The sequence below is a fragment of the Mycobacterium kiyosense genome (assembly GCA_021654635.1).
Lineage (GTDB): Bacteria > Actinomycetota > Actinomycetes > Mycobacteriales > Mycobacteriaceae > Mycobacterium > Mycobacterium kiyosense.
In genome coordinates this window covers 5,295,428-5,315,926 of the sequence record AP025179.1, presented here as the reverse complement: position 1 = coordinate 5,315,926, position 20,499 = coordinate 5,295,428, and the positions used below count along the sequence as shown (strand labels likewise).

The window sequence follows — 20,499 nt, the reverse complement described above, 5'->3', positions numbered from 1 at the left end:
TCCGTGCGAATACTTGTCGTCGACGACGATCGCGCCGTGCGCGAGTCGCTGCGCAGGTCGCTCTCCTTCAACGGCTACTCGGTTGAGCTGGCCCATGACGGGGTGGAGGCTCTCGAGCGGATAGCCAGCGACCGGCCCGATGCGGTCGTTCTGGACGTGATGATGCCCCGGCTGGACGGCCTGGAGGTGTGCCGGCAGCTCCGCAGCACCGGCGACGACCTGCCGATTCTGGTCCTGACCGCCCGCGACTCGGTTTCCGAGCGCGTCGCGGGTCTCGATGCCGGAGCCGACGACTACCTGCCCAAACCGTTCGCGCTCGAAGAGCTGCTGGCCCGGATGCGCGCGCTGCTGCGCCGGACCAAGCCCGAGGACGCCGCCGACTCGGTGGCGATGGTCTTCTCCGATCTGACCTTGGACCCGGTAACCCGCGAGGTCACCCGCGGTCAGCGTCGCATCAGCCTGACCCGCACCGAGTTCGCCCTGCTGGAGATGCTGATCGCCAATCCGCGCCGGGTGCTGACCCGCAGCCGCATCCTGGAGGAGGTATGGGGATTCGACTTCCCCACCTCGGGCAACGCGCTCGAGGTGTACGTCGGGTACCTGCGCCGTAAGACCGAGGCCGACGGCGAGCCGCGGCTGATCCACACCGTGCGCGGGGTGGGTTACGTGCTACGCGAAACGCCGCCCTGATGCTTTCGCTCCGCCGCAAGAGGCGCGTGCCGCTGCGCGCGACGAGCTCGCTGTCGCTGCGGTGGCGGGTGATGCTGCTGGCGATGTCGATGGTCGCCCTCGGCGTGGTGCTGATGTCGTTCGCCGTCTATGCGGTGATCTCGGCTGCCCTCTACAGCGACCTGGACAATCAACTGCAGAGCCGCGCGCAGCTGCTGATCGCCAGCGGCTCGCTCGCCGCGGACCCGGGCAAAGCCATCGAGGGCACCGCCTACTCGGACGTCAACGCGATGCTGGTGAACCCGGGCCGGTCCATCTACACCGCCAACCAGCCGGGGCAGACCCTGCCGGTCGGCTCGCCGGAGAAGGCGGTCATCCGCGGTGAGTTGTTCATGTCCCGTCGTACCGCCTCCGACCAGCGGGTACTCGCCATCCACCTACCCAACGGCAGCTCGCTGTTGATTTCCAAGAGCCTCAAACCCACCGATCACGTCATGGCCAAACTCCGGTTCGTGCTGCTGATGGTCGGCGGGGTCGGCGTCGCGGTGGCCGCGGTTGCCGGGGGCATGGTCAGCCGCGCGGGGCTGCGACCGGTCGGGCGTCTCACCGAGGCCGCCGAGCGGGTGGCCCGCACCGACGACCTGCGGCCCATCCCGGTGTTCGGCAGTGACGAGCTGGCCCGGCTCACCGAGGCGTTCAACCTGATGCTGCGGGCGCTGGCCGAATCGCGCGAGCGGCAGGCGCGCCTGGTCACCGACGCCGGGCACGAACTGCGCACCCCGCTGACGTCTTTGCGCACCAATGTCGAGCTGTTGATGGCCTCGATGGAGCCCGGCGCCCCCCGGCTGCCCGAGCAGGAGATGGTCGACCTGCGCGCCGACGTGCTGGCGCAGATCGAGGAATTGTCCACGCTGGTCGGCGATTTGGTGGACCTGACCCGCGGCGACGCCGGTCAGGTGGTGCACGAGCCGGTCGACCTGGCCGAGGTGGTCGACCGCAGCCTGGAACGAGTTCGCCGGCGGCGCAACGACATTCACTTCGACGTCGATGTCGTTCCCTGGCAGGTCTACGGCGATTCCGCGGGTTTGTCGCGGGCGGCGCTGAACCTGATGGACAACGCGGCCAAGTGGAGCCCGCCGGGCGGGCGAGTGGGCGTCGTGCTGCGCCAGCTCGATCCGTCGCACGCCGAACTCGTGGTGTCCGACCAGGGGCCGGGAATCCCGCCCCAAGAGCGGCGCCTGGTGTTCGAACGCTTCTACCGGTCCACCTCGGCGCGCGCGATGCCGGGCTCCGGTCTGGGTCTGGCGATCGTGAAACAGGTGGTGCTCAACCACGGTGGATCACTGCGCGTCGAGGACACCGATCCCACCGCTCAACCGCCGGGAACCTCGATTCACGTGCTGTTACCCGGCCGGCCGATGCCGCCGGGCGCCTACCCCCCGGCTGCCGCGGAAATGCGGCACGAAGAAACTGGTCACAACGAGAACTCACGGGGTTCGGCGAACGTTATCTCAGTGGACTCTTAGTCCGCGCGCGGACGCTGGTTGCAGTTAGTGTTGAAAACCTGAGCCATGCAAGCCACGCATGTTCTAGGCCGTAAGCAAGCCCCACGTAGTAGTAGAGGAAGAGCGTCTTAGCGCCATGACGAATCACCCGAGGTATTCGCCACCGCCGCAACAGCCGGGTTACAGTGCCGCGTCCAACCAGCCGGTGCCGCCCGCCTATGCCCAGGGGCAGCAAAGCTACAACCAGCAGTTCGACTGGCGCTACCAATCGGCCACGCAGCCGGAGTACCGATCCTTCGACCCGCTGAGCGGCACCGGGGGACGCCCGGTTCCCAGCGGGACCGGGCCCGGCCCGATACCCGGCGGAACCGGCGCCCGCACCATTCCCGGTGGCACCGGGGTCGGTCCGGTCCCCGGCGCAACCATGCACGGCCCCCTACCGGGAGCGACGATGTCGGGCCCCATCCCCGGCATGTACCCGCCGATGGGTCCCCCGCCGCGGCGACGCCGTTCGGGCGGACTGATCTTCGGCGCGCTGGCCATCGCGGTGGTGTCGGCGGGAATCGGTGGCGCGGCGGCGACGGTGGTCGAGCTGGGGCATCAGTCCGGCGGCGCGCACGGCACCACGGTGGCCTCGGGTTCGGCGCCCAGCGTCCCGGCGGCGAACATGCCGCCCGGCTCGGTGGAACAGGTCGCGGCCAAGGTGGTGCCCAGCGTCGTGATGCTGGAGACCGACCTGGGGCGTCAGTCCGAGGAAGGTTCCGGAGTCATCCTGTCCGCTGACGGTCTGGTCCTGACCAACAACCACGTCGTGGCCGCCGCCGCGAAACCGCCGGCCGGCAGCCCGCCGCCGAAGACCACGGTGACGTTCTCCGACGGGCACACCTCCTCTTTCACCGTCGTCGGAGCGGACCCGACCAGCGATATCGCCGTCGTGCGGGTGCAGGGCGCCTCCGGGCTCACCCCGATCCAGATGGGTTCATCGGCGGGTCTGCGGGTGGGGCAGCCGGTGCTGGCCATCGGCTCGCCGCTGGGACTGGCGGGTACCGTCACCACCGGCATTGTCAGCGCACTCAACCGGCCGGTGTCGACCACCGGTGAGGCCGGCAACCAGAACACCGTGCTCGACGCGATTCAGACCGACGCCGCCATCAACCCGGGCAACTCCGGCGGTGCACTGGTCAACATGAACTCGCAACTCGTCGGCATCAACTCGGCGATCGCCACGCTGGGCGCTGACTCCGGTGACGCGCAGAGCGGCTCGATCGGATTGGGCTTCGCGATCCCGGTCGACCAGGCCAAGCGCATCGCCGACGAGTTGATCAGCACTGGTAAGGCTTCGCACGCTTCGCTGGGCGTGCAGGTGACCACCGACAAGGGCGTCCCCGGCGCCAAGGTGATGGAGGTCGTCGCCAACGGCGCCGCCGCCAACGCCGGGGTGCCCAAGGGGGTCATCGTCACCAAAGTCGACGACCGTACGATCAACAGCGCCGACGCGTTGGTCGCCGCGGTGCGTTCCAAAGCGCCGGGGGACAAGGTGTCGCTGACATTTGAGGATCCTGCCGGCGGGAGCCGCACGGTGCAGGTCACGCTCGGAAAGGCGGATCAGTGATGAAGGCCGAGGGGCAGCTGTCCGACCTCGGATATACGGTCGCACCCATGGAACAGGACGCGGAGCTGGTTGTCGGCCGGGCGCTGGTGGTGGTCGTCGACGATCGCACCGCGCACGGCGACGAGGACCACAGCGGCCCGCTGGTCACCGAGTTGCTCACCGAGGCGGGGTTCGTCGTCGACGGTGTCGTGGCGGTCGAGGCGGACGAGGTGGAGATCCGCAATGCGTTGAACACCGCCGTGATCGGCGGGGTCGACCTGGTGGTCTCGGTCGGCGGGACCGGCGTCACGCCGCGCGACGTCGCCCCGGAAGCCACCCGCGACATCCTGGACCGGGAGATCCTGGGCATCGCCGAGGCCATCCGCGCTTCCGGCCTGTCCGCCGGCATCACGGACGCCGGCTTGTCCCGCGGGCTGGCCGGGGTCTCCGGCAGCACGCTGGTGGTGAACCTGGCCGGTTCGCGCTACGCCGTGCGGGACGGTATGGCGACCCTGAACCCCCTGGCAGCCCACATCATCGGGCAGCTGTCCAGCCTCGAGATCTGAGGCTGCCTCCGGCTCAGCGGTCGCCGCGCGGTCCGTAGTTGGGCGGCGGCGACAGCGGAACCTCGCCGGCTGCGGGTGCGCCGCCGTGCCGGCCCGAGGAGGCTGCGCCGTTGGTTTGCGCGAGCAGATCGCGGATCTCCTCCAGCAGCACGACCTGTGCGTCGTCGGCCTGCTCCACCTCGCCCTGCTTGCGCAGTTTGCTGTACGGCAACACGATCAGGAAGTACACCACCGCGGCGACCAGGAAGAAGTTGATCGCGGCCGACAGCACCGTGTTGAGGTCGATGTAGAGGTCGGTGCCCGGGATGTGCAGGTTGAGGATGCCGTGCTTCGACTCCTGGTTGAAGCCGACCGAGCTCACCAGTGGGTTGATGACGCTGTCGGTGAAGCTCTTGACCAACGCCGTGAACGCGGTACCGATGACGACCGCGACCGACAGGTCGATGATATTGCCCCGCGAGAGAAACTCCTTGAACCCTTTGAGCATGGGACGTCCTTTCTGCAGTGGGCTTCGGTTGATCTCAGAATTCCTACCCCAGGGCAAACCTAACCCAGTCGGCGCGATTTGCCACGACTAAGTGTGGGGCGCGCCTTTGCGGCGGCAGTTCCGGTCAGTGCGAACGCTGCTCGGATTCGCCGCCCGGGTACACCGAGTCGACCAGGATCGAGAAGGCTTGTCGGATCTCGGAATCGGGTAGCTCGACCAGTTCCTGATGTGCGCGCGCGGCATGGCTCGCGGCCGCGGCCCTGATGCCGGGCAGTTCGCCCGAGGCTTCGACAGAACCCAGATGCACCGTGACACCGACCAGGTGCCCCAACCGCCCCATGCGGGCAATCACGTCGTCCGGCGCGCCGGCGCACAGCGCACCCAGCCGCCCACACGCCGCGAGCAGCGAGCCGGATTTCTCCCGCGCAATGCGCAAGTGGTGCTCGGCGTTTTCGAAATGTGTTGCAGTATAACGTTTCTGACGCATTTGACCGGTGACCACTTCGGCGAACGTCTCGGCGATCACGCCGAAGGCTTCCGGGCCCAGCCGCGAGCCCAGGCGCGAGGCTGTCGCGTACCGGTGGTCGCCGGTGAGAATGGCCGAGCTGACCCGTGCGCGGTAGGCGGCCCTGCCCTCGGCGCCGCCGTCTTCGGAGGCGGCGTCTTCGGCAACGTCGTCTTCGTCTTCGGCAACGTCGTCTTCGTCTTCGGCAACGTCGTAGTGGCACAGGGTGGCCTGGTGCATCAACTCGAGTGCTGCGCCGACGGTCGTGACCTGCCACGCGTCTGGGTCGGGGCCCAGTTGTGCGGCCAGGACGGTGAACAGCGCTCGCAGCTGGGTGGTTGCGGCAACGACGTCGTCCTGCGTGACGCCGTCGTGTACGACGTCGTCGTCCAGGGCGAGTTCGCGGTCGATCAGGTCTGCGATCCGGGAGACACCGTCGCGCACGCCGGCGGCGAACCGGGCGTCGTCCAGCCGACGGCACGCGTTCTCGGATGCAGAGCTCACGCGTACAACATAGGGGCTGGGCCGGTATCGCGCTGAGTTGCCTTGTTGCCGGCAGCGATTCGTGCGTGTCAGTGCAGCACGACGGTCACCGTCTGACCCAGCGCCGCGCCCGCGACCGCGGCGGCCAGCCGGGCCGGCAGCGCCACCAACACCACGCGGTCGTCGCTGTCGGTGTGCGTCTTGGATCGAGCCGAGATCAGCACCACCGTCGCATCGGCGGCCAGCACGCGGGAGGATGCCGACGCCTCGCCGGCCGGTGCGGCCAGGACGTCGACCACATCGCCGACCCTGACCAGGTCGATCAGCGCGGAGTCGGCGAGGTGCAGCGGCACGATCCGGGCGCCCGGCCCCGCCGTCGACTCGGCCAGCCGGCTGCCCAGCAGCCGCACATCGGTGATCACTTCGCCGCGGCGGGCCGGACTGGCCAGCGTGGAACCCAGTGCGGTTTCCAGCTTCGCTTGCGAGCCGTCGGGAACGGTCGTGCTCAACCGTCTTTCCAGCCGCACGTCGTCCGGGGTCAGCGCGGTTCCCGAGGTCAGGTCGTGGCTGGCCACCAGCACGTCGACCCGGTCGCCCTCGGGATTGGCGCGGAGCGCCGCGATGCCTGCCAGCACCACGAGCGCAGCGGCAGCGACCCGCCGGGCCAGCACGGTGCGCGCCCAATCCGGACGCACGAGCGCGCCGATCCGGTCGATCAGCGAAGGGTTGAGCGTCGGTGACTCCCGCACGTCCGCCACGTTAGGTGGCGTAGCGCGCCGATGGGGTCCGCGGGGCGACGGGGGTGTGGATAACCGGTCTAGCTGGATGCCGCGGCCGCGGCGGGCGCAGGCGAGCTGCTGGCCTTCTCACCGGACCCCGACGACTTGCTCTCACCCGAGGCCGACGACTTGGTGTCGCCGGAGCCCGAGCCGTTGGACCCCGAATCGCTGGACGAGGAGCCGTTGGTCGAACTCTTCTTGCTCGCCTCGCGACTGTCGGTGCGGTAGAACCCGCTGCCCTTGAAGACGACCCCGACCGAGTTGAACAATTTGCGCAGCCGGCCGGAGCACTGGTCGCAGGTGGTCAGCGCGTCGTCGGTGAAGGCCTGCACCTTGTCGAAGCGGTGGCCGCACTCGGTGCACGCGTAGCTGTACGTGGGCACAAAAACCTCCGGATGATGAGTAAGTCTGAGTTAGCACTCTACCGTCTTAAGTGCTAGAACCGCCACGTGATCGCAATCATTCCCGGATCGGCAGTGCGATCAGTCCCAACGTCGGGGTGAGCGCATGCGTCATCGGCACATCATGCGGTTCGCACGGCAACTCGTCGACCAGTTCCGTGTCGCGCACCACCGCAACCAGGCGGGCCCGCGGATTGCGCAGCGGCAGCGACAGGTCGTAGAAGCCGCGTCCGCGGCCCAGCCGTACGCCGCGCCGGTCGACCGCCAGCGCCGGCAGCAGCACCAGATCCGCTTCGGCCAGGGCTGTGGCCGCAAGCCACGGCCCGGGCGGTTCGCGCAGCCCCCACCGCGCGGTCACCAGGTTTCCGGTTCGGTATTCCCCCCACTGCAGGGGCTCCGCGGCGTCGTTGGTCGAGGTGCGCGCCACCGGCAAAAGCACCCTGGCGGCGCGGCTCAGCAACGCGTCGAGCATGGCGATCGAACCCGGCTCCGACCCCACCGCCACGTAGGCACAAACCGTGCTGCCGCTGGTCACCGCTGCCTCGAGGTGGTGGGTGAGCATCGCGGCCTCGGCGGCGCGGACGTCGTCGGCAACTTCTGACCGGGCCGCGCTCAGCCGTTCTCGCCAGGCAGCCTTACTCGCTGCGCCACCGCCGTCGGTCATGCCGTCCACCATGACAGCTGCGGTGTTCCCGGCGCCACAGCGTCGCAGCAGGTTATGGTGTGAATCGATGTCACTACCCTCGCCAAACCCGATCCCGTTCACGGCGATCGTCCCCGCTGCCGGACTGGGAACGCGCTTCCTCCCCGCGACCAAGACGGTGCCCAAGGAACTGCTTCCCGTCGTCGACACGCCGGGCATCGAGCTGGTCGCCGCGGAGGCCGCCGACGCCGGTGCCGAACGGCTGGTGATCATCACCTCCGAAGGCAAGGACGGCGTGGTCGCCCATTTCGTCGAGGACCTGGTGCTGGAGGGCACCCTCGAGGCCCGGGGCAAGAAGGCCATGCTGGCCAAGGTCCGCCGGGCGCCCGCGCTGCTCAAGGTCGAGTCGGTGGTGCAGGCCGAGCCGCTCGGGTTGGGCCACGCCATCGGCTGCGTGGAACCGACGCTGTCGGCCGACGAGGACGCGGTGATGGTGCTGCTCCCCGATGACCTGGTGCTCCCGACCGGGGTGTTGGAGACGATGTCGCAGGTGCGCGCGCAGCACGGCGGCACGGTCTTGTGCGCCATCGAAGTCGAGCCCGACGAGATCAGCGCCTACGGCGTGTTCGACGTCGAGCCCCTGGCCGGTGACGCAGGGGCCGCCAACCCCGATGTCCTCAAGGTCAAGGGCATGGTCGAGAAGCCCAAGACCGAGGATGCTCCGTCGCTGCTCGCAGCAGCCGGGCGCTACGTGCTCGACCGGGCGATCTTCGACGCGCTACGCCGCATCGACCGCGGCGCCGGCGGTGAGGTGCAGCTGACGGATGCCATCGCGCTGCTGATCTCCGAGGGGCATCCGGTTCACGTCGTGGTGCACCGCGGATCCCGACACGACTTGGGAAATCCCGGCGGCTACCTCAAGGCTGCGGTTGACTTTGCTTTGGATCGTGACGACTACGGCCCGGAACTTCGGCGGTGGTTGGTAGCGCGATTGGGCCTGACCGAACAGTAGGCGCAAGCCGGCGGCAGGAAGGCGCACTGTGCGTTCTGTGGAGGAGCAGCAGGCACGGATCTCGGCAGCCGCTGTGGCTCCGAGGCCGATCAAGGTTGCCATTGCCGAGGCGCAGGGACTGTTGTGCGCCGAAGAGGTGGTGACCGAACGCCCGCTGCCCGGGTTCGATCAGGCCGCCATCGACGGCTACGCGGTGCGCAGCGTCGACGTGCTCGGGGTCGGCGATTCGGGACCGGTCGAAGTCGCGTTCGGCGGCGAGGGCGGCGAGATCGGTGTCGAAGGTCGTGAGGTGGTGACCCTACCGGTGATGGGGACCATCGAGGCCGGCGCGCGCACGCCCAGCCGGCTGCAGCCCCGCCAGGCAGCCCGGGTGCAGACCGGTGCGCCGCTGCCGACGCTCGCCGACGCCGTGCTGCCGTTGCGCTGGACCGACGGGGGGATGAACCGGGTGCGGATCCTGCGCGGTGCGCCGTCGGGCGCATACGTGCGGCGCACCGGTGACGACGTGCAGCCCGGTGATGTGGCGGTGCGGTCGGGGACGATCATCGGTGCCGCCCAGGTCGGACTGCTGGCGGCGGTCGGCCGGGAGCGGGTGCTGGTGCATCCACGGCCGCGGGTGTCGGTGATGGCCGTCGGCGGCGAGCTTGTCGACATCTCCCGCAACCCCGGCAACGGGCAGGTCTACGACGTGAACTCCTACGCGCTGGCAGCCGCCGCCCGCGATGCCGGTGCCGAGGTGAACCGTGTCGGCATCGTCAGCAACGACCCCAAGGAACTCGGCCAGGTGGTCGAAGGGGCAGCTCAACCGGGCCGAGGTGCTGGTGATCGCCGGGGGGAGTGGGCGGCGCCGCGGCCGAAGGGGTGCGTGCGGTGTTGTCCGAACTCGGGGACATGGAGGTGGTCCGGGTCGCGATGCATCCGGGCTCCGTCCAGGGATTCGGGCAACTGGGCCGAGACGGTGTGCCGACCTTTCTGCTACCGGCCAATCCGGTGAGCGCGCTGGTGGTGTTCGAGGTGATGGTCCGTCCGCTGATCCGGCTGTCGCTGGGCCGACGGCACCCGATGCGGCGGGTGGTACAGGCGCGCACGCTCTCGCCGATCACCTCGGTGGCCGGGCGCAAGGGGTATCTGCGCGGTCAGCTGATGCGTGATCAGGAGAGCGGCGAGTACCTGGTGCAGGCCCTGGGTGGCGGGCCGGGGGCGTCGTCGCATCTGCTGGCGACGCTGGCCGAGGCCAACTGCCTGGTGGTGGTTCCCAGTGGGGCGGAGCAGATCCGTACCGGGGAGATCGTCGACGTCGCCTTCCTGGCTCAGCACGGCTGAGCCCCACCGCGCGTGAACCTGCTGCGTTCCAGTGCCCGGCACCCGGGTTGGCCGATGACGGTGGGCCCGCTACGGGTTGCCGCGGGGGTGATCCGGCTGCGCGCGGTGCGGATGCGCGACGGCGCGCAGTGGAGCCGGATTCGGTTGTCGGATCGGGCGCACCTCGAGCCGTGGGAACCCAGCGCCGACGGTGACTGGGCGATCCGTCATTCCACTGCCGCGTGGCCGGCGGTGTGTTCGAGTCTGCGTGCCGAGGCGCGCAAGGGCCGGATGCTGCCCTACGCGATCGAGCTGGACGGGCAGTTCTGCGGGCAGCTGACCATCGGCAACGTCACGCACGGGGCGCTGCGCTCAGCGTGGATCGGCTACTGGGTGTCCAGTGAATGCACCGGCGGCGGCGTGGCAACCGGAGCCGTAGCGCTGGGCCTGGATCACTGCTTCGGCCCGGTGCGACTGCACCGGGTGGAGGCCACCGTGCGCCCGGAGAACGCGGCCAGCCGCGCCGTGCTGGCCAAGGTCGGGTTCCGGGAAGAGGGCCTACTGCGCCGATATCTCGAGGTCGACCGCGGTTGGCGCGACCATCTGCTGGTGGGGCTGACGGTGGAAGAGGTGTACGGGTCGGTGGCATCGACGCTGGTCAGGGCCGGTCGCGCCAGCTGGGTCTGAGCCCGGGGGCGCGGCCGGCCGGGCGTCTCGAAGGGCGCTGGGAGGCGCTGGGAGGCACTGGGACACGATCCGGGCGCGCTTTTGCTGAGTAAATCGAAATAAAAGTGTGGCTGGCGTGACATATGTGGCGTGTGATGCTTGAAAGAGGCAAATTACAGGTGTGTAATTGCCCTGGTCACGACAGACCCGGCCGCGCTGGCCAACGAGGTGCCTCGCGGATAGCGGAACCGAAGAGAGCAGGTCATCATGCCAAGCATCCCGCAGTCGTTGTTGTGGATCTCGCTTGTGGTGCTCTGGTTGTTCGTGCTGGTGCCGATGCTGATCAGCAAACGGGACGCGGTACGGCGCACCAGCGATGTGGCCCTGGCGACCAGAGTCCTCAACGGCGGCGCCGGTTCCCGCCTGCTCAAACGGACCGGACCCGCCGCGGGTCACCGCACCGATCCCGACTGGCAGCCCGAGGAGGAGTGGGACACCGACCGCATCGACGGGGCCTACGCCGACGCTGACCAGGACCACGACGTCGACACCGACGTGGTGGTGGGCCAGCGGTCCGCCGTGGCGACGCTGACCAAGGCCGACAAGGCCGCAGCAGACGGCGGGGACGACTACCTCGACGTCGATATCGTCGACGAGGATGCGCCCGCACTGCCGGTGGGTGCCGGCGCCGCCGCTGCCGACGGCGCGGCGCTGCTCGTGGTCAAAGACGAGGTAGCCGAGGACGAGGCCGAGCCTGTCGACGAAACCGGCACCGAGACCGAAACCGACGCGGACCTCGCCGAGGACGAGTACGAATACGTCGACGACTCTTCGGGTTTGGAGCCCGAGGAGGACGACGAAGAGGACGCGCCGCTGACCTACGCGTCGGGTGCGTCGCGGCGCCGCCGCTACGACAACAAGACCGCTGCGGCGGTCAGCGCCCGCAAGTACGCCTTCCGCAAGCGGGTGCTGGTGGTGATGGCGCTGGTCCTGGTCGGTTCGGCCATCGCGGCGTTCGAGGTGACCTCGCTGGCCTGGTGGGTGTGCGGGATCGCCACCACGATCACCCTGTTCTACCTGGCCTACCTGCGGCGGCAGACCAAGATCGAGGAGCAGGTGCGGCGGCGGCGGATGCGCCGGATGGCCCGCGCGCGCATGGGTGTGGAGAACACCGAGGACCGCGACTACGACGTGGTGCCCTCGCGGCTGCGGCGCCCGGGCGCGGTGGTCCTCGAGATCGACGACGAGGACCCGATCTTCGAGCACCTGGACTACGCGGTGGCCGCCCGCAACTACGGTTGGCCGCGCGACCTTCCCCGCGCCGTCGGCCAGTAGCCCGCGGTTCGGCCCAACGGGCCAGCGGCTGGTAGCCTGCTAGCGGTCAGGGGCTATGGCGCAGTTGGTAGCGCGACTCGTTCGCATCGAGTAGGTCTGGGGTTCGATTCCCCATAGCTCCACAACTTGACCAGCGGTTTCGCTGGCCGGACATTTCAAGAATTGCCTGCGTGTCGCAGTCGTGCCGCAGCAGATTCGATCGCCGCGTCCAAATTCGCCGCTACGGCGTCCAGGTCGTCGTCGAACAAGTCGGCATAGACGTCGAGCGTCATCGACGCCTTCGCGTCCCCAGCATCCGCTGCACTGCCTTGACGTTGGCTCCCGCCGACACAGCGAGCGAGGCTGCGGTGTGCCTCAGGTCGTGCGGTGTGATCGTCGGGAACTCGGGGGTGCTCGGTATGCCGCTGGCTGCGGTCTCCTTCGCCCGTTGTTCCAGCGCGGCCTCCTGGCACGTCTCCACGGCGGACTGAAAGACGCGGCCGCGGTAGTTGGAATTCCGCAGCACCCCGCCGGCCTTGTGTGGTCAACGCCGAAGACGTGGGAGCGGCGCTCGGTGCCATTCCCAGCGCACCAGCTTCGGTGACCGGCCGTGACACGTTGACGCGGCGGCGCAGCATATCGAAGTCGCACACCCGCAGCGCCGCCATCTCGCCCCACCGCAATCCGGTGTAGGCAAGGAACCGAATGACCTCCGGTTGGCGGTCAACGGCCGCGGCCAGCGCGGCCACATGCACATGGCTCAGGTAACCCCGGTCGGCGTGCTGACGCTTAGGCAGCCGCACACCCTGGCACGGGTTGCGGGCAAGGCCGCCGTCCTCGACAGCCGCGCCGAGCACCTGCCGCAGCAGCCCGAACGCATTCTCCATTGTCGGTACACCAGCACCTTCCGCTGCCATGGCCGCAACCCACGCGCGGACCGCCGCTGTCCGTACGTCGGCCACCGCCATGTCGCCCCACTGCGGTTCAACGCGGCTACGCCAACTGCTGCGCCGCGACGCCACTGTCTCAGGCAACACGTGCGCCTGCGCCGCCGACCACACCGCGTAGACGGCGGCGACGGTGACCTTTCCGGCCGAAGGCGCAACATAACTGCCCGTCGCGAACTTGGCGGTCACCTCGGTATCGAGCCACGGCTGCGCGGCCGCCTTCCGTTCAAAAAACCTTGCCGTGCTCACGGCCCGCATCGTCCACATACATTGCGCGCCAACGCTTCCCCTTGCCATGCGTGGCGCGGTGCACCGTCGTGGCATTGCCATCGGCATCGCGCACTGTTTTCGTCCAACGGTCCTCCACGCCAGCGCGCCGATTGCGTTTCGTTGCCATGTCTGTCCGCCCTGGTAGCTAGTGGGCTTTCCACCAACATGATGCACTGTGCAACCGAAGTGCCCAACGCGTTGAACGAATTGCAAAAGTTCTGTGCGCCAGGTCAACATGACTACTAAGTCTGTTCCAGGTAATTGCCTTCGGCAACGTCGACAACAACCACGACCTCGCCGAACTGGACAACTCCTCTTGCGGCCGGAACCCTGGGTGCCTGTGGTTGCAAGGTGAATGTGCAGGTCACACCGCTTGTGGCCGTCCTATGCCTACGTGCCGTGCACGCCGAGATTGGTTGCGGTGCAACCACCAAATGGTGGCATAAGCGCAATTCCGTTGCTAGATAACGCCTTTTGTACGTGGGCGCTGTCAACGGCGTGCTGCACCATTGGCACCTAGAGCGCCCTAACTGATGGCGCGCCAACACAAGGAGCAACGGAATGCCCCCGAGTCAACCGCCACAACTGCGCCCGGTGGATGGCGGCGAATTCATGACCACAGAACAGGTTTCTGAATCGCCCCGGCATGTCCGGAGACTCTGATGTACCCGGGTTCGGCGGTGTCGTCATACTTGGTTTCAGGCCACGGGTTGGGCGGATTGGTGTAGCAGTTCGAACTCTATCGGAGTGCGCATCCCGAGGGCGGAATGGCGGCGTTGGCGGTTGTGGAAGATTTCCAGGTAGTCGAAGATGGCGTTGGCCAACTCGATGCGTGTCTTCCAGCGTTTGCGGTTGAGTAGCTCGGTTTGCATTCTGCCCCAGAATGATTCGATCATTGCGTTGTCATAGCAATCCCCGATCGAGCCCATCGAGGGCACCAGCCCCGAGCGCTTGGCTCGATCAGTGAATGCCCAAGAGGTGAATTGCACGCCGTGGTCGGAGTGGATGACGCCACCGCCCTGCGGATCACGGTTTGCGATGGCCATGCTCAGCGCGTTGGTGACCAGCGCTGCGGTCTGGCTGGAATCGATCGACCACCCGACGACCCGGCGGGAGAAGGTGTCAAGAACCACCGCGCAGTACACCTTGCCTTCGTAGGTGCGATGTTCGGTGATGTCGGTGACCCACAACCGATTTGGCGCTTCACGTGTGAACATTCGCTCGACCAGATCAGCGGCTGTCGGTGTCTCGTGACGCGGCCGAGGACGGCGGTTACCCGGCAGCCCCTTGATCGCTGCCCGCGCCATCAACAACTCGACCTGGTTGTGGCCGACCTGCAGTCCGAGCCCGAGGGTCAGTTCAGCGTGGACCCTGCGGGCGCCGTAGGTGCCCCGTGAGGCGCTGTGCACGGCGCGGATCTGTTCGGTCAGCCACGCATGACGAACAGCCCGCGCTGACGGCGGTCGTGAGCGCCACTCGTAATAGCCCGATTCGGCCACCGACAACAGTCGGCAGGCTAGCTGCACGGGCAGTCCTTCCGCGGCCATCGTGGCTATGGCCGCGTACCGCCTTTTGGGTCGTCCGGCTCCCGCAGCAGCTCACGAGCCCTTTTCAGGATGACTACCTCGTTCTCCAGTTCGCGGATGCGCTTGTTGGCCGCAGTCAGCTCGGCTTGTTCGGCGCGGTTCAAACCGGGTAGTTGCCCGGTGTCGATCAGTTCTTGTTTGCGCCAGCCGTAAATCGTCTGGTCACTGATGCCCAGATCGGCAGCGATCTGGGCCACGGGGCGGCCAGCGGCCACCAGATCGAGCACCTTACGGCGGAACTCCTCGGGATAACGCTTGGGCACGGACACGGCTCCTTCATCGGATGTCGTGACCAAAAGTCAAGCAAACTGACTCCATGCAACCCGGGGCACATCACCCTCTTGTTCACGCTCGGCAACCAGCTTGTTGTTGCCTTTGTACTTGATGACGCGCGCGGCCTTGCGCTTGGCGGTGGACGCTGCGATCGGAGCGCAGATGGCCCCCTCGGCTTCGGGCGGGGACGGTCGTTAATATTGACGCTAGAGACAGATTGTCAGTGAATTCGATACGTTGTGCCAGTGGCATTTCCGGCCAACCACGACGGTAGGGCCGGACTTTATCCACGCAAAGCTGGGATCAGGTAAGTCGTGATTATTTCGCGCATCTGCTCGCGAGTCATGCCGAACGCGATGCCAGCTGTAGCTAGCGAGAACTGGGTGAAAACAATCAGTTTCATGATCTCGTCGAGGCTGCGGTCGCCCCGCAGGTCAGAGTTTCCCTGAGCATACTCCAGCAGTGGTAGCCAGAAGGCCCGTTGCAGCTCCCACATCCGGGGACTCTCCATCGCGGCACCGGTGAACGAAGTTGCGCCGGCCTCAACTGTCAGCCGAGCGTACGGATTATCCAGGGAGGCAATCAGTCCGAGGTAGGCGGCCTCGGCGATTCGCTCCAGGCCGGTGGCAGTCAGGCGGTGTGGCAGGTCGCGCAGGATTGCTCCGCCCTGGCGCGCGACGACTTCGAGAACTAGTTCGTCCTTGGAAGAGAAGTAGTAATAGAGCGTCGGCCGAGATACGCCGAGGTTTCCGGCAACATCGTCCATGCTGGTTGCGGCGATTCCCTGTTGTTCGAAGCAGGCTAAGGCGACATCGTGGATTCGGTCACGCGGGTTCTCGCCGAGGATCGATTTTGGACCGCGTTTACGGTGGCCCGACGCAGGAGTGGGAGACAACGCGGACACGCTGTTCACTCTAGAGCTCGATGCAGGCTGCGTGCTTGGCAGACCAGCTCTACCCCAACGGTGTGCCGAACTATCAAACATTGACACAGAGCGTTTTTTGTTGAGATTATTTCATGCGACTCATCGTGAGAGCGACTTCGAGCTGTATGGAAGGAGCGCTGTGCAAGTCGGCGTGACTATGCCTATGGGTAAGCATCCACTGCGGGCATACCCCGAGATGGCGCGAGCTGCCGAGCAGTCTGGTTTCGACTCGGTGTGGACCTACGAGGTGTACGAGAACCCCCTGGCTGTCCTGGCCGCCGTCGCGATGCGCACCGACCGGATACAGCTCGGTACTGGAGTCGTCACCGCCTTGGCCCGGACGCCGTTCGAGCTGGCCAATGCCGCGGCCGACGTCGATGACCTGTCCGATGGCCGGCTACTGCTCGGCGTCGGACTGGGCATTCCTGGGCTGATGGCTACCCTGCACGGCGCGGCGATCGATCGACCGCTGTCCCGCATGCGGGAGTACGTGCTGGCGCTGCGGAGCAGTTGGGCCTACCTCAGTGGCGGCGAGGCCGAGGACCTCAGCGGCGATTACTATCAGTTCACCCCGCTGCCGGGTAACCCGCTGGGCACTCGGACAGTGCGCCGGAGAGTTCCGCTGTACCTCGGCGGGATGAATCCGAAGATGATTCAGCTGGCCGGTGAGCTTGGCGACGGACTGGTAGGCGGCGGTTACTCGCGGACATTCGTCACCGACGTGGTGCGGCCAAACCTGGCCATCGGTGCCGAGCGGGCCGGTCGCGACGCCGCCGAACTCGACACGATCACCCAAGTGGTGTGCTGCGTGCACCCGGACCGAGAGGTGGCGATGCGCCGCGCCCGCATCCACGTCGGTCAGCTGGTGCTAAATCCGGTCAGTGACGGGGTTATTGATGCTCACGGACTGCGCAAACAAGTAGACGAGGTACGCGACGCCATCATGAGCGGCGGCCCGGCGGCGCTGGCGGAGGTGACCGACGACGAGCTGGTGCGCACGTTCAGCATCGCCGGCACCCCCGACGAAGGTCGCGAACAATTGGCCTGCTGGGAAGGTGTTATCGATCACGTGATGTTGCATCCGCCCTATGTGCCACCGCTGTCCGCTGACGAGACGGCCGACGCCTACCAGCAGGTTCTCGATGCGTTCCGCCGAGGAAGTGATGCCCAGTGAACGGTCAGGTCAATGACTCCGTCCGCCAGGAGCGAGGTGCGATCGTGATCGGCGGAGGAATCTCCGGGATTGCGGCGGTGGTCCGGCTGCGCAAGGAGGCCGGGATTGACGACGTTCTGCTCATCGAGAAGAGCGACGGCCTCGGCGGCACCTGGAACGACAACACCTACCCCGGCGCCGCCTGTGACATCCCGTCACTGCTGTATTCCTTCGAGTTCGCTCCCAACCCGAACTGGTCGCGGATGTTCGCCCCTCAGCCCGAGATTCTGGCCTACGTGCGACGAGTGGCCGACGAGTTGGGGGTTACCGACCGCGCCCTGCTGGGCACCGAGGTGACCCGGACCGTCTGGGACGAGGACACCCAGCGCTGGTTGGTGGACACCACCAACGGAGCCTTCGCTGCGGCGACCCTGGTGTTCGGTGTCGGCGCCCTCAACGAGCCATTCATACCGAACGTGCCGGGCGTCGCGGATTTCCAGGGCGTCCAGTTCCACTCCGCCAGGTGGAATCATGACCATGATTTGCGCGGCAAGCGCGTGGCGGTGGTCGGGTCCGCCGCTACCGCCGTGCAGGTTGTCCCTTCGATTCAGCCGGACGTGGCTCACTTGACCTATCTGCAACGGACAGCAGGATGGGTGATGCCCAAGCCGGACTGGCGGACCAGCCGGCTCGAGTACGCGCTCTACCGTCGTTCGACGACCTTGCTGCGGTTCGCCCGTTGGTTGCAATTCACCTTCGACGACCTGGTGTTGATGCTCTTTCTGCGCGTGCGCCTGGCCCGGCTGCTGCACGTGGTCGGGCGGCTGCACCTGCTGGCCAGCGTGCGCGACCCGAAGCTGCGCCGGACCCTCACGCCACACCATGTAATTGGCTGCAAGCGATTCATGACATCGAACGTGTACTACCCCGCGCTTACCCGTACCAATGTCACCGTGGTCGGACACGGGCTGAAAGAGGTACGAAAACACTCCATAGTCGCCGAGGACGGCAGCGAACACGAAGTGGACACCATCATCTGGGCGACCGGCTTCCACACCGTTGACCCGCCGTTCCTAGCCCGGCTGCTCGGACGAAATGGGCGCACCCTGGCAGAGGTGTACGGGGACAACCCCAAGGCGTACATGGGCAGCAGCGTCCCGGGTTTCCCGAACGCGTATCAGATCTGGGGCCCGAATGCGGGCACCGGCTGCAACTTCGTGATGGTGCAGGCCCAGCTCAACTACATCGTCGCCGCGCTGCGCACACGCGTCGAACTGGGCGCGGCCAGTCTGGACATTCGGGCCGAGGTGGTCGATGCCTGGAAGCAAGAGCAACGCGAGAAGCACGCAAAGGCGGTGTTCGGCGCGGGCGGCTGCGACAGCTGGTACCAGGACCCCAGCGGCGACGTACATGCGGTGTACGCAGGAACGATGCGCCACATGCTCCGCCGCAGCCGCCGCGTGGATGCCACCATGTTTCATGCCACCACCCGGCGGGCGCTGCTGCCCGCCGTCGGCTGACCGGAAGGACCTCCGACGTGGAGCGGGTAGCGGGCAAGACCGCAATCATTACCGGAGCAGCCAGCGGAATCGGCGCCGAAACCGCCAGGCGGCTGGCGGCCGAGGGGGCGACTGTTGTCCTTGCCGACATCAACCTGACCGGTGCTGCCACAGTCGCCGAGCAGATCGGGTCGCAGGCCCGACCGACAAGGCTGGATGTCACCGACGGCTCCGCCTGGACCGCCCTCCTCGAGCGCGTGAACACCGAGCTCGGCCCAGTGCACGTCCTGGTAAACAGTGCCGGCGTCGCCTCAAGCGCTCCGATCGACGATCTCGCGGAAGCCGAGTTCCGCCGAGTTATGGACATCAACGCCCTCGGTACCTTCCTCGGCTTGCAAGCGGTCGTCCCGGCCATGCGCCGCGCAGGGGGCGGCTCGATCATCAACGTGTCGTCTCTGGCCGGTCTCGTCGGTATGGCGCAGTCGCTGGCCTACTGCGCGTCGAAGTGGGCGGTGCGCGGCATGACCCGGTCAGCCGCCCTCGACTTGGGCGCAGATCGCATCCGGGTCAACTCCGTGCACCCAGGCGTGATCGACACCCCGATCCTGGGCGGCATACGGGACATAGTTGATCAGATACTTCCTCCGAACCTGCCTCTGGGCCGGATCGGGAGAGCGGACGAGATCGCCAACATGATCCTCTTCCTGGCGTCCGACGAGTCCAGCTACACAACCGGTTGCGAGTTCACCGCCGACGGCGGCTGGTCCGCCTCTTGACTGAACGTGCAGCCCACAGGGTCCCTACTCATTCACCGCTTGGATGGATTAAACCCGAACGACCGGTTCAACCAACAGGAAATCACCGCAGGCCCCTTTGTTACTCCAGGTCTCACACCATGAATAAACGAGGTAGCTATGTACGACCCGCATGCCGCATTGGAAGCAATCGACAGCCATACACTATCTATTTTGCTGTTTTACGCCGTTGCGGTGTTGGCTGGATTCGTCTACTTTATAGAAGCGATAAGATTGACCATTTCGCAAAAGGTCTACGCAGTACCTCTGGCCACCGCAATATTTATTTTCGCTCACGACTTATCATTCCTGGTTTACTATGACAAATGGTTCAACCAGTACGGCCACTGGTGGTGCAAAGCGTGGTGGTTTGTGCTGCTTATTACTGTCCCGCTCGAAATGCTGTTGATCTACTTTGTTGCCCGCTATGGTCGTGCGGAAACCTTCCCCCTTCCTGAAACAGAAGGGTTTTACCGTTCTGGTGATACTGGCCACGGTAGGTTTGTCCGTTTTTTGGCTTCTCGTAAAGGATGCGATAAACGACGAACTTTATTTCGTCAGCTTTGCCGTGACGGTCTTTTCGCCACTTCCATTCAGTACAGCTCTAATGATTCGCAGGCAATCTCGTCAGGGGCAGTCCGTCCTTATGCAACTGACGCAAATCCCCCAAGCCCTAGCGCTACTGGCCGCTTACAGCTTTATCGATTCCTATTTCTATTCACCGATCTTTATCAGTTTTATCCTCGTTATTGTTACGTGGGCGTGCGTGAATATCTGGCTGCTGCGAAGGCTTCCCGAAAACTCCCCCCGGCGCGAGTGACCTGGCGGGTCATGGGTCTTACAGTCAGACCGGCTGAAGAGTTGGCGAGGGTCGGCTGCGCCATGGCGACGCTGACCGACCTGGCTTTGCCCGTGGCCCCCGACGACCGGGTCGTCGATGACTCGTTGAAGCTGCCCTGGTCAAGCGCTGATGACAACGATGACGCAAGGCTTCCCGCCGGGAGTACCTCCGCTACGCCGTCAGCTGTCGCGTTCGACCCCCCCGAACGGCGATTGCACGACACCGTCGACGGGGGGCGCTCTGTCGCTGAAGCGTGCGCTCGGTGGTGAGTCTTCCAGTCGCCGCTGA

Annotated in this window: 19 protein-coding genes, 1 tRNA gene and 2 pseudogenes; 13 read left to right on the top strand and 9 right to left on the bottom strand. The window is 66.4% G+C overall.

What is annotated here, in order from left to right; genetic code table 11:
- Positions 1-3: 3 nt before the first annotated feature.
- The 4 genes from mprA to L6444_RS24915 all read left to right on the top strand — a co-directional run bounded on the left by mprA (position 4) and on the right by L6444_RS24915 (position 4,331).
- Entirely contained in the window at positions 4-690 is a 687-nt protein-coding gene (gene mprA / locus L6444_RS24930) for a two-component system response regulator MprA (RefSeq protein ID WP_236977843.1), read from the top strand.
- On the top strand, positions 690-2,195 hold the full coding sequence (locus tag L6444_RS24925) for a HAMP domain-containing sensor histidine kinase (RefSeq protein WP_236977841.1): 1,506 nt from the start codon (positions 690-692) through the stop codon (positions 2,193-2,195). The genes mprA and L6444_RS24925 overlap by 1 nt, the downstream gene beginning before the upstream one ends.
- A 115-nt stretch (positions 2,196-2,310) precedes the next feature.
- A complete protein-coding gene (locus L6444_RS24920; RefSeq protein WP_236977839.1) occupies positions 2,311-3,786 on the top strand; it encodes a S1C family serine protease in 1,476 nt (491 codons plus the stop codon).
- Positions 3,786-4,331, top strand: coding sequence for a MogA/MoaB family molybdenum cofactor biosynthesis protein (locus L6444_RS24915; protein ID WP_236977837.1), 546 nt, complete (start codon positions 3,786-3,788; stop codon positions 4,329-4,331). The genes L6444_RS24920 and L6444_RS24915 overlap by 1 nt, the downstream gene beginning before the upstream one ends.
- 13 nt (positions 4,332-4,344) lie before the next feature.
- Here the strand turns inward: L6444_RS24915 and mscL are convergent, their stop codons facing one another.
- From mscL to L6444_RS24890, 5 genes are all read right to left on the bottom strand, one after another.
- Positions 4,345-4,818, bottom strand: a complete 474-nt coding sequence (mscL, locus tag L6444_RS24910; protein ID WP_236977836.1) for a large-conductance mechanosensitive channel protein MscL — start codon at positions 4,816-4,818, stop codon at positions 4,345-4,347.
- Between the two features lie 124 nt (positions 4,819-4,942).
- The gene (locus L6444_RS24905; protein WP_236977835.1) at positions 4,943-5,827 is read right to left on the bottom strand and encodes a polyprenyl synthetase family protein; all 885 of its coding nucleotides are present in this window, start codon (positions 5,825-5,827) and stop codon (positions 4,943-4,945) included.
- Between the two features lie 68 nt (positions 5,828-5,895).
- Positions 5,896-6,555, bottom strand: coding sequence for an SAF domain-containing protein (locus L6444_RS24900; RefSeq protein ID WP_236977834.1), 660 nt, complete (start codon positions 6,553-6,555; stop codon positions 5,896-5,898).
- 68 nt (positions 6,556-6,623) lie between these two features.
- Positions 6,624-6,968 (bottom strand): FmdB family zinc ribbon protein, encoded by a 345-nt coding sequence (locus L6444_RS24895; RefSeq protein ID WP_236977833.1) that lies wholly within the window; start codon positions 6,966-6,968, stop codon positions 6,624-6,626.
- Positions 6,969-7,044: 76 nt separating this feature from the next.
- Positions 7,045-7,650: a 5-formyltetrahydrofolate cyclo-ligase gene (locus L6444_RS24890; RefSeq protein WP_236977832.1), complete on the bottom strand. Its 606-nt coding sequence runs from the start codon at positions 7,648-7,650 to the stop codon at positions 7,045-7,047.
- A gap of 67 nt (positions 7,651-7,717) precedes the next feature.
- Between L6444_RS24890 and L6444_RS24885 the strand changes: the two genes are divergently transcribed.
- The 5 genes and pseudogenes from L6444_RS24885 to L6444_RS24865 all read left to right on the top strand — a co-directional run bounded on the left by L6444_RS24885 (position 7,718) and on the right by L6444_RS24865 (position 12,066).
- Positions 7,718-8,641, top strand: a complete 924-nt coding sequence (locus tag L6444_RS24885; protein WP_236977831.1) for a UTP--glucose-1-phosphate uridylyltransferase — start codon at positions 7,718-7,720, stop codon at positions 8,639-8,641.
- Between the two features lie 28 nt (positions 8,642-8,669).
- Positions 8,670-9,964, top strand: a pseudogene (gene glp, locus L6444_RS24880) (molybdotransferase-like divisome protein Glp).
- Between the two features lie 12 nt (positions 9,965-9,976).
- Positions 9,977-10,630, top strand: a complete 654-nt coding sequence (locus tag L6444_RS24875) for a GNAT family N-acetyltransferase (protein ID WP_236977829.1) — start codon at positions 9,977-9,979, stop codon at positions 10,628-10,630.
- Between the two features lie 246 nt (positions 10,631-10,876).
- The gene (sepX, locus tag L6444_RS24870; protein ID WP_236977827.1) at positions 10,877-11,944 is read left to right on the top strand and encodes a divisome protein SepX/GlpR; all 1,068 of its coding nucleotides are present in this window, start codon (positions 10,877-10,879) and stop codon (positions 11,942-11,944) included.
- Between the two features lie 49 nt (positions 11,945-11,993).
- A tRNA-Ala gene (locus L6444_RS24865) sits at positions 11,994-12,066 on the top strand.
- A gap of 33 nt (positions 12,067-12,099) precedes the next feature.
- Here the strand turns inward: L6444_RS24865 and L6444_RS31285 are convergent.
- From L6444_RS31285 to L6444_RS24845, 4 genes and pseudogenes are all read right to left on the bottom strand, one after another.
- Positions 12,100-13,119: a tyrosine-type recombinase/integrase gene (locus L6444_RS31285; RefSeq protein WP_459561258.1), complete on the bottom strand. Its 1,020-nt coding sequence runs from the start codon at positions 13,117-13,119 to the stop codon at positions 12,100-12,102.
- Positions 13,097-13,267, bottom strand: a complete 171-nt coding sequence (locus L6444_RS24855) for a hypothetical protein (RefSeq protein ID WP_236977825.1) — start codon at positions 13,265-13,267, stop codon at positions 13,097-13,099. The genes L6444_RS31285 and L6444_RS24855 overlap by 23 nt, the downstream gene beginning before the upstream one ends.
- A gap of 571 nt (positions 13,268-13,838) precedes the next feature.
- Positions 13,839-14,989 (bottom strand): annotated as a pseudogene (locus L6444_RS24850) (IS3 family transposase).
- Between the two features lie 293 nt (positions 14,990-15,282).
- On the bottom strand, positions 15,283-15,903 hold the full coding sequence (locus tag L6444_RS24845) for a TetR/AcrR family transcriptional regulator (protein WP_236977823.1): 621 nt from the start codon (positions 15,901-15,903) through the stop codon (positions 15,283-15,285).
- Between the two features lie 184 nt (positions 15,904-16,087).
- Here L6444_RS24845 and L6444_RS24840 point away from each other — a divergent pair, with 184 nt between their 5' ends.
- From L6444_RS24840 to L6444_RS24825, 4 genes are all read left to right on the top strand, one after another.
- Entirely contained in the window at positions 16,088-17,098 is a 1,011-nt protein-coding gene (locus L6444_RS24840; RefSeq protein ID WP_236977821.1) for an LLM class flavin-dependent oxidoreductase, read from the top strand.
- A gap of 44 nt (positions 17,099-17,142) precedes the next feature.
- Positions 17,143-18,597 carry a flavin-containing monooxygenase gene (locus L6444_RS24835; protein ID WP_236977819.1) on the top strand — a complete coding sequence of 485 codons (1,455 nt, stop codon included), beginning with the start codon at positions 17,143-17,145 and terminating at the stop codon, positions 18,595-18,597.
- A 17-nt stretch (positions 18,598-18,614) separates the two neighbouring features.
- Positions 18,615-19,352: a glucose 1-dehydrogenase gene (locus L6444_RS24830; protein ID WP_236977817.1), complete on the top strand. Its 738-nt coding sequence runs from the start codon at positions 18,615-18,617 to the stop codon at positions 19,350-19,352.
- A gap of 138 nt (positions 19,353-19,490) precedes the next feature.
- Positions 19,491-20,480, top strand: coding sequence for a hypothetical protein (locus tag L6444_RS24825; protein ID WP_236977815.1), 990 nt, complete (start codon positions 19,491-19,493; stop codon positions 20,478-20,480).
- The last annotated feature ends 19 nt before the right edge of the window (positions 20,481-20,499 follow it).

Bases quoted from the DNA above. Each gene is read 5' to 3' on its own strand.
- L6444_RS24915 (WP_236977837.1), top strand. From the start codon at position 3,786: ATGAAGGCCGAGGGGCAGCTGTCCGACCTCGGATATACGGTCGCACCC.
- L6444_RS24920 (WP_236977839.1), top strand. From the start codon at position 2,311: ATGACGAATCACCCGAGGTATTCGCCACCGCCGCAACAGCCGGGTTAC.
- L6444_RS24885 (WP_236977831.1), top strand. From the start codon at position 7,718: ATGTCACTACCCTCGCCAAACCCGATCCCGTTCACGGCGATCGTCCCC.
- L6444_RS24855 (WP_236977825.1), bottom strand. From the start codon at position 13,267: ATGGCAACGAAACGCAATCGGCGCGCTGGCGTGGAGGACCGTTGGACG.
- mscL (WP_236977836.1), bottom strand. From the start codon at position 4,818: ATGCTCAAAGGGTTCAAGGAGTTTCTCTCGCGGGGCAATATCATCGAC.
- L6444_RS24925 (WP_236977841.1), top strand. From the start codon at position 690: ATGCTTTCGCTCCGCCGCAAGAGGCGCGTGCCGCTGCGCGCGACGAGC.
- sepX (WP_236977827.1), top strand. From the start codon at position 10,877: ATGCCAAGCATCCCGCAGTCGTTGTTGTGGATCTCGCTTGTGGTGCTC.
- L6444_RS24840 (WP_236977821.1), top strand. From the start codon at position 16,088: ATGGGTAAGCATCCACTGCGGGCATACCCCGAGATGGCGCGAGCTGCC.
- L6444_RS24890 (WP_236977832.1), bottom strand. From the start codon at position 7,650: ATGACCGACGGCGGTGGCGCAGCGAGTAAGGCTGCCTGGCGAGAACGG.
- L6444_RS24825 (WP_236977815.1), top strand. From the start codon at position 19,491: ATGTACGACCCGCATGCCGCATTGGAAGCAATCGACAGCCATACACTA.